Origin of the sequence: Streptomyces sp. NPDC007346, from assembly GCF_040703535.1 — a bacterium.
GTDB lineage: Bacteria > Actinomycetota > Actinomycetes > Streptomycetales > Streptomycetaceae > Streptomyces.
On the sequence record NZ_JBEYKR010000083.1, the window covers coordinates 24,661 to 30,929 of the forward strand.

7 protein-coding genes are annotated in these 6,269 nt (G+C 74.4%); 2 read left to right on the forward strand and 5 right to left on the reverse strand.

What is annotated here, in order from left to right:
- Positions 1–91: 91 nt before the first annotated feature.
- Together AB0917_RS21410 and aroH are read right to left on the reverse strand one after the other, a co-directional pair.
- Positions 92–1,177: a prephenate dehydrogenase gene (locus tag AB0917_RS21410; RefSeq protein ID WP_366821201.1), complete on the reverse strand. Its 1,086-nt coding sequence runs from the start codon at positions 1,175–1,177 to the stop codon at positions 92–94.
- The gene (aroH, locus tag AB0917_RS21415) at positions 1,174–1,536 is read right to left on the reverse strand and encodes a chorismate mutase (RefSeq protein WP_366821202.1); all 363 of its coding nucleotides are present in this window, start codon (positions 1,534–1,536) and stop codon (positions 1,174–1,176) included. Before aroH ends, AB0917_RS21410 begins: the two co-directional genes overlap by 4 nt.
- 216 nt (positions 1,537–1,752) lie before the next feature.
- On the opposite strand from aroH, the gene AB0917_RS21420 reads away from it, so the two are divergent.
- Both AB0917_RS21420 and AB0917_RS21425 read left to right on the forward strand, forming a co-directional pair.
- Positions 1,753–2,208 (forward strand): Rieske (2Fe-2S) protein, encoded by a 456-nt coding sequence (locus AB0917_RS21420; RefSeq protein ID WP_366821203.1) that lies wholly within the window; start codon positions 1,753–1,755, stop codon positions 2,206–2,208.
- A 158-nt stretch (positions 2,209–2,366) separates the two neighbouring features.
- Positions 2,367–3,056 carry a nucleotidyltransferase domain-containing protein gene (locus AB0917_RS21425; RefSeq protein ID WP_366821204.1) on the forward strand — a complete coding sequence of 230 codons (690 nt, stop codon included), beginning with the start codon at positions 2,367–2,369 and terminating at the stop codon, positions 3,054–3,056.
- A 15-nt stretch (positions 3,057–3,071) separates the two neighbouring features.
- Here the strand turns inward: AB0917_RS21425 and AB0917_RS21430 are convergent, their stop codons facing one another.
- From AB0917_RS21430 to AB0917_RS21440, 3 genes are all read right to left on the reverse strand, one after another.
- Positions 3,072–4,097 carry an ADP-ribosylglycohydrolase family protein gene (locus AB0917_RS21430; RefSeq protein ID WP_366821205.1) on the reverse strand — a complete coding sequence of 342 codons (1,026 nt, stop codon included), beginning with the start codon at positions 4,095–4,097 and terminating at the stop codon, positions 3,072–3,074.
- On the reverse strand, positions 4,094–4,888 hold the full coding sequence (locus tag AB0917_RS21435) for an NUDIX domain-containing protein (protein ID WP_366821206.1): 795 nt from the start codon (positions 4,886–4,888) through the stop codon (positions 4,094–4,096). Before AB0917_RS21435 ends, AB0917_RS21430 begins: the two co-directional genes overlap by 4 nt.
- A gap of 210 nt (positions 4,889–5,098) precedes the next feature.
- Positions 5,099–6,269 (reverse strand): pseudouridine synthase (locus AB0917_RS21440; protein WP_366821207.1); only part of this gene is annotated, 1,171 nt, incomplete at its 5' end.

Genomic DNA, 6,269 nt, shown 5'->3' on the forward strand with positions numbered 1-6,269 from the left:
CCGTACGAGGAGGCTCCGTCCCCGTACGAGGTGGCGCCGGGCGGTCCGGCCGATCGGGGCCGCGCTCCCCCGGCCGCCCCCGTACGGGCCCTCAGCTCCGGATCGACCAGCCGCGCTCGGTGAGGGCCGCGCCGAGCACGGGGGCCGCGCTCGGGTCGACCATGAGCTGGACCAGGCCCGCCTGCTGCCCGGTGGCGTGCTCGATGCGGACGTCCTCGATGTTGACCCCGGCCCGGCCGGCCTCGGCGAAAATCGCGGCCAGCTCGCCCGGCTTGTCGCCGATGAGGACGGCCACGGTCTCGTACGCGGCGGGGGCCGCGCCGTGCTTGCCGGGGACGCGGACGCGGCCGGCGTTGCCGCGGCGCAGGACGTCCTCGATGGCGTCGGTGCCCGCGCGCCGCTTCTCCTCGTCGTCGGAGTGCAGCCCGCGCAGCGCGGTCACGGTCTCCTCCAGATCGGCGGCGACCCCGGCGAGCACGTCGGCGACCGGCCCGGGGTTGGCGGAGAGGATCTCCACCCACATCCGGGGGTCGGACGCGGCGATCCGGGTCACGTCGCGGATGCCCTGGCCGCACAGGCGTACGGCGCTCTCGTCGGCCTCCTCCAGCCGCGCGGCGACCATGGAGGAGATCAGCTGCGGGGTGTGGGAGACGAGGGCGACGGCCCGGTCGTGGGCGTCGGCGTCCATCACCACCGGGACGGCCCGGCAGAGCGCGACCAGCTCCAGGGCGAGGTTGAGGACCTCGGTGTCGGTCTCCCGGGTCGGGGTGAGGACCCAGGGGCGGCCCTCGAAGAGGTCGGCGGTGGCGGCGAGCGGCCCGGAGCGCTCCTTGCCCGCCATCGGGTGCGTACCGATGTACGGGGTGAGGTCGAGGCCGAGCGCCTCCAGCTCGCGGCGCGGGCCGCCCTTGACGCTGGCGACGTCCAGGTAGCCGCGGGCCACCCCCTCGCGGATGGCCGTGGCCAGGACGGCCGCGGTGTGGGCGGGCGGTACGGCGATGACGGCGAGGTCGACGCGGCCGACGGGCGGCTCGTCGGTCCCGGCGCCGAGCGCGGCGGCGGTGCGGGCCGACTCGGGGTCGTGGTCGACGAGGTGGACGTGGATGCCACGGCCGGCCAGCGCGAGGGCCGCGGAGGTGCCGACGAGGCCGGTTCCGATGACGAGGGCGGTTCTCACTGGGCGATGTCCTTGCGCAGGGCGGCGGTGGCGCCGAGGTAGACGTGCTGGATCTCCGCGCGCGAGAGGTACGTCTCGACGTGGGCGAGGATGCGGACGACACGGGGCATGGCCCCGTCGACGTCCAGCTCCTGGGCGCAGATCAGCGGGACGTCGACGACCCCGAGGCCGCGCGCGGCGGCGGCCGGGAAGTCGCTGCGCAGGTCCGGGGTGGCGGTGAACCAGACGCTGATCAGATCGTCGGCGACCAGTCCGTTGCGTTCCAGGACGGCCGTGAGCAGCTCACCGACCCGCTCGCCCATGTGCCCGGCCTCGTCCCGCTCCAGCTGGACGGCTCCACGGACCGCTCGTACCGCCACGTCCCAACTCCTTGCTCGTTCACCTCTGCGCTGCTTCGATCACCCTAGAGGGGAGGCGGCTCCCCCGGTCACCGCGCTCTGTCCCTGAGACGAGGAGGGCGGCGTTCCGGGGCCCATCCGCCACCCGGGCGGGCGCACGGTCCGCCCGGTTGCTTCACCTGCGCGCTCCCCGCCGCCACCATGGCCCGCACCGACCGCCACAGGAGGAGAGAGCCCATGAACGCACGGCGAAGGACGGTTCTGACCGCGGGGGCGGCAGGCGCCGCCGCCCTGGTGACCGGCTGCGGATCGTCCGGCGACGAGGGCGGCGGAGGCGACGCGAGCGGTACGCCGACGGCGTCGGACGGGGCCTCCCCCGGTACGTCACCGGACACCTCCCCCGGCGGGGAGGAGCTGGCCGCGACCGGTGACATCCCCGTCGGCGGCGGCACGGTCTTCAAGGAGCGGAAGGTGGTGGTGACCCAGCCGGAGGAGGGCGAGTTCAAGGCCTTCTCCGCCGTCTGCACCCATGCGAACTGCCTGGTCGCGTCGGTCAGCGACGGCACCATCAACTGCCCCTGCCACGGCAGCAAGTTCTCCCTCACGGACGCGGCGGTCGAGGCGGGCCCGGCGACCCGCCCGCTGCCGGAGGAGCAGATCACGGTCTCGGGCGGGACGATCCGGCTGGGGTGAGGGCGGGGACGGGGGCGCGGAGCGCGGACCTCGGGGGCGGGGCGGCCGGCATCCGAAGGCGCGGCGGCCAGGCTTCCGGAGCGGGGCGGCCGGCACCCGGAGGCGGGCCGCCGGAATCCGGGAGCGGGGCGCCCCGCCGCCCGCGTACCCTCGCCGCCATGATCACCCCTGCCGACGAGGCGCTCGTACGCGACCACACGGTCTACGCGTGTGTGATGGGTTCCCGCGCGTTCGGTCTGGCGACGGAGGACAGCGACACCGACCGGCGGGGCGTGTTCGTCGCCCCCACCCCGCTGTTCTGGCGCTTCGACAAGCCTCCGACGCACATCGAGGGCCCCGGCCCCGAGCAGTTCTCGTGGGAGCTGGAGCGCTTCTGCGAGCTGGCGCTGCGGGCCAACCCGAACGTGCTGGAGTGCCTGCACTCCCCGCTGGTGGAGTACGTGGACGACACCGGCCGCGAACTGGTGGCGCTGCGCGGGGCGTTCCTCTCCCGCCTGGCCCACGGCACGTTCGTCCGCTACGCGCTGGGCCAGCGGAAGAAGCTGGAGGCCGACGTACGCGTCCACGGGGAGCCCCGCTGGAAGCACGCGATGCACCTGCTGCGCCTGCTGACGAGCGGCCGGGACCTGCTGCGCACCGGCGAGCTGCGCATCGAGGTGGGCGACGCGCGCGATGAGCTGCTGGCGGTGAAGCGGGGCGAGGTGCCCTGGCCGGAGGTGGAGCGCCGGATGAACCGCCTGGCCGAGGAGAACGACGAGGCGGCGGACTCCTCCCCACTGCCGCCCGGACCGGACCGGGCGGCGGTGGAGGACTTCCTGGTACGGACCCGGCGGGCGTCGGCCCGGTAGCCGGGCGCCAGGGCTTCAAGCGTCCCAGAGCGCCCCCAGGGACAGCAGGTCGCTGCGGTACTCGATCCGTTCCGACCACTCCTGGGGCCAGGCCCCCGCGCCCAGGTGGGCCCCGGCGAAGGCGCCCGCCAGGCAGGCGATCGAGTCGGAGTCGCCCCGGGTGCAGGCGGCCCGGCGCAGGGCGGTGAGCGGGTCCTCGGGGAAGAGCAGGAAGCAGTGCAGGGCGGTGGCGAGGGCCTCCTCGGCGATCCAGCCGTCCCCGGTCCGCTCGCACGGGTCCGTTTCCGGTGACGGGTCGCTCAGGGCCTCCTGGACGGCCGCCAGGGCGCTCTGGCACTCGTCCCAGCCACGGCTGATGAACGCCTCGGGCGAGGCGTCCTGGGCGTGGCGCCACAGGTCGCCGAGCCAGCGGGTGTGGTAGCGGCCGCTGTTCTCGTACGCGTAGCTGCGCAACTGGCCGATCAGGCCGAGCGGTTCGGCTCCCTGGGCGAGCAGGAGGACCGCACGGGCGGTGAGGTCGGAGGCGGCCAGGGCGGTGGGGTGGCCGTGGGTGAGGGCGGCCTGGAGCTGGGCGGCGCCGGCGCGCTGCTCGTCGCTGAGGCCGGGGACGAGACCGACGGGCGCGACCCGCATGTTGGCGCCGCAGCCCTTGGAGCGCGTCTGGCTCGCCTCCTGCCAGACGCGGGTGAATTCGAGCATGCGGCAGGCGGTGAGGCAGGTGTTGCCGGGGGCCCGGTCGTTCTCCGGCGAGTGGTACCAGGCGATGAACTCCTCACGCACCGGGTCCACCAGTCGCTCCGGGGTGAGCAGTCCGCTGTCCATGGCGGTACGGATGCCCCGGCCCAGGGCGAGGGTCATCTGGGTGTCGTCGGTGACGATCGCGGGGGTCGGCAGGTCCATGTGCCGCCAGGGGCCGCACTTGGCCAGGATCGAGGGCACGTCGTTGAACTCGGTGGGGAAGCCCAGTGCGTCGCCGAGTGCGAGCCCGGTCAGCGAGCCGGTGGCCGCCTGCTTGGTGAGTCTTCGGGTGACGATGGTCATGGCGTTCGTCCTTCCGGGCGCGAGAGGGGTGGTTCGGTGGGCTGCGGGTCCGGGCTCGGCGGTTCCGGCGGTGGCGGGCGCAGCAGGGGCGGGCGCAGGGCCGTGGCTCCGCCCGCCCGGTGGAGAGCCGCCGGTTTGCCCCGGCCGCCCGTGCGGCGCGGCGGGCCCTCGACGGGCCGGACGAAGCCCGGCGCGTTCAGGACCTTGCGCCGGAAGTTGGGGCGGTCCAGCTCGACGCCCCACACCGTCTCGTAGACCTGCTGGAGCTCGCCGAGCGTGAACTCGGCGGAACAGAACTCGGTGGCCAGGCAGGTGTGTTCGAGCTTGGCGCCGATGCGGTCGCGGGCGTCGGCCAGGATGCGGTCGTGGTCGAAGGCCAGCGGGCCGGTGGAGCCCGTCTCCCACCACCGGGCGCTCGCCGCGTCGCCGCCGCCGCGCGGTTCGGGCAGGTCCGGCAGGAGTGCGGCGTACGCGACCGAGACCACGCGCATCCTCGGGTCGCGGTCCGGGTCGGTGTAGGTGCGCAGCTGCTCCAGGTGGAGGGCGCCCACGGCGTCCGGGCCGAGCCCGGTCTCCTCGGCCAGCTCGCGGCGGGCCGCCTCGTCGGCGGACTCGCGGGGCAGGACGAAGCCGCCCGGCAGCGCCCAGCGGCCCCGGAACGGGTCCTGGCCGCGTTCGACCAGCAGGACGTGGAGCGCCCCCTCCCGGACGGTGAAGACCGCGAGGTCGACGGTGACCGCGAACGGGGGGAAGGCCTGCGGGTCGTACCCCTCGGGTACGCCGGTGCTCATCGCCTCTCCGGGAACGGGAGGGCGACGCTCTCGGGGTCGGTGAGCGGCCACCGTGGATCGAGCGCGTCCGTGAGTCGCATGCCCCACCCCCTTCTTAATAGTCACTCTGACTATAAATGGTGGACGGGGGCGGCAGAAGGCCCGCGGCCGGTCCCGTTCGGACTTTCCGAACAGATACCGGCCGCGGGCCTTCGAGAGGGGCAGGTGCCGCTAGAGGCCGACCTCGCGCATCAGCATCCCGACCTCGGTGTTGGTGAGGCGGCGCAGCCAGCCGGACTTCTGGTCGCCCAGCGGGATCGGCCCGAAGGACGTCCGTACGAGGCGCTCGACCGGGAAGCCGGCCTCGGCCAGCATCCGGCGCACGATGTGCTTGCGGCCCTCGTGGAGGGTCACCTCGACCAGGTAGTTCTTGCCGGTGTTCTCGACGACGCGGAAGTGGTCGGCACGGGCGTAGCCGTCCTCCAGCTGGATGCCGTCCTTGAGCCGCTTCCCGAGGTCGCGCGGCAGGGGGCCCTGGATGGCGGCCAGGTAGGTCTTCTTCACGCCGTACTTGGGGTGCGTGAGGCGGTGGGCCAGCTCACCGTGGTTGGTGAGCATGATGATGCCCTCCGTCTCGGTGTCCAGACGGCCGACGTGGAACAGCCGCGTCTCGCGGTTGGTCACGTAGTCGCCGAGGCACTGGCGGCCGTCCGGGTCCTCCATCGAGGAGATGACGCCGGCGGGCTTGTTCAGCGCGAAGAAGAGGTACGACTGCGTGGCGACGGTCAGACCGTCGACCTTGATCTCGTCGCGGTGGACGTCGACGCGCTTGCCCTGCTCGACGACGACCTCGCCGTTGACCTCGACGCGGGACTGCTCGATCAGCTCCTCGCACGCGCGGCGCGACCCCATGCCGGCCCTGGCGAGGACCTTCTGCAGCCGCTCGCCCTCCTGCTCGGCGCCCGGGTGGGTCTTGGGGAGGCTGACCTCGGGCTTGTTGGCGTACCGGTCGCGGTTGCGCTGCTCGATCTTGGCGTCCAGCTCACGCGGACGCGAGGGGGCGGCGCGGCGGAAACCGCCGGTGCGGCCGCCGCCGCCCTGTGCGGGCCTCGGGCCGCCCTTGGCGCCGCCGCGGGCCGCCGAGCCGCGGCCCTTGCGGGGGCCGTCCTGCTCGGACCGGGCGCCGGGAGCGTCGTTGCCGACGTCGTAGCGGCGCTCCTCGGGGCGGGGACGGCGGGGACGCTGCTCCTTCTCGTCCCAGCCGCCGCCCTGGGAGCCCGAACGCCCGCCCTGACCGCCGGGGCGTCCGCCCTGACCGCCGCCGCGACCGCTCTGACCGCCGGGACGGCCACCCTGGCCGGAGGGACGGCCGCCCGGGGCTCCGGGCCGCCCGCCCTGGCCG

Bases quoted from the DNA above. Each gene is read 5' to 3' on its own strand.
- AB0917_RS21420 (WP_366821203.1), top strand. From the start codon at position 1,753: ATGAACGCACGGCGAAGGACGGTTCTGACCGCGGGGGCGGCAGGCGCC.
- AB0917_RS21425 (WP_366821204.1), top strand. From the start codon at position 2,367: ATGATCACCCCTGCCGACGAGGCGCTCGTACGCGACCACACGGTCTAC.
- AB0917_RS21430 (WP_366821205.1), bottom strand. From the start codon at position 4,097: ATGACCATCGTCACCCGAAGACTCACCAAGCAGGCGGCCACCGGCTCG.
- AB0917_RS21435 (WP_366821206.1), bottom strand. From the start codon at position 4,888: ATGAGCACCGGCGTACCCGAGGGGTACGACCCGCAGGCCTTCCCCCCG.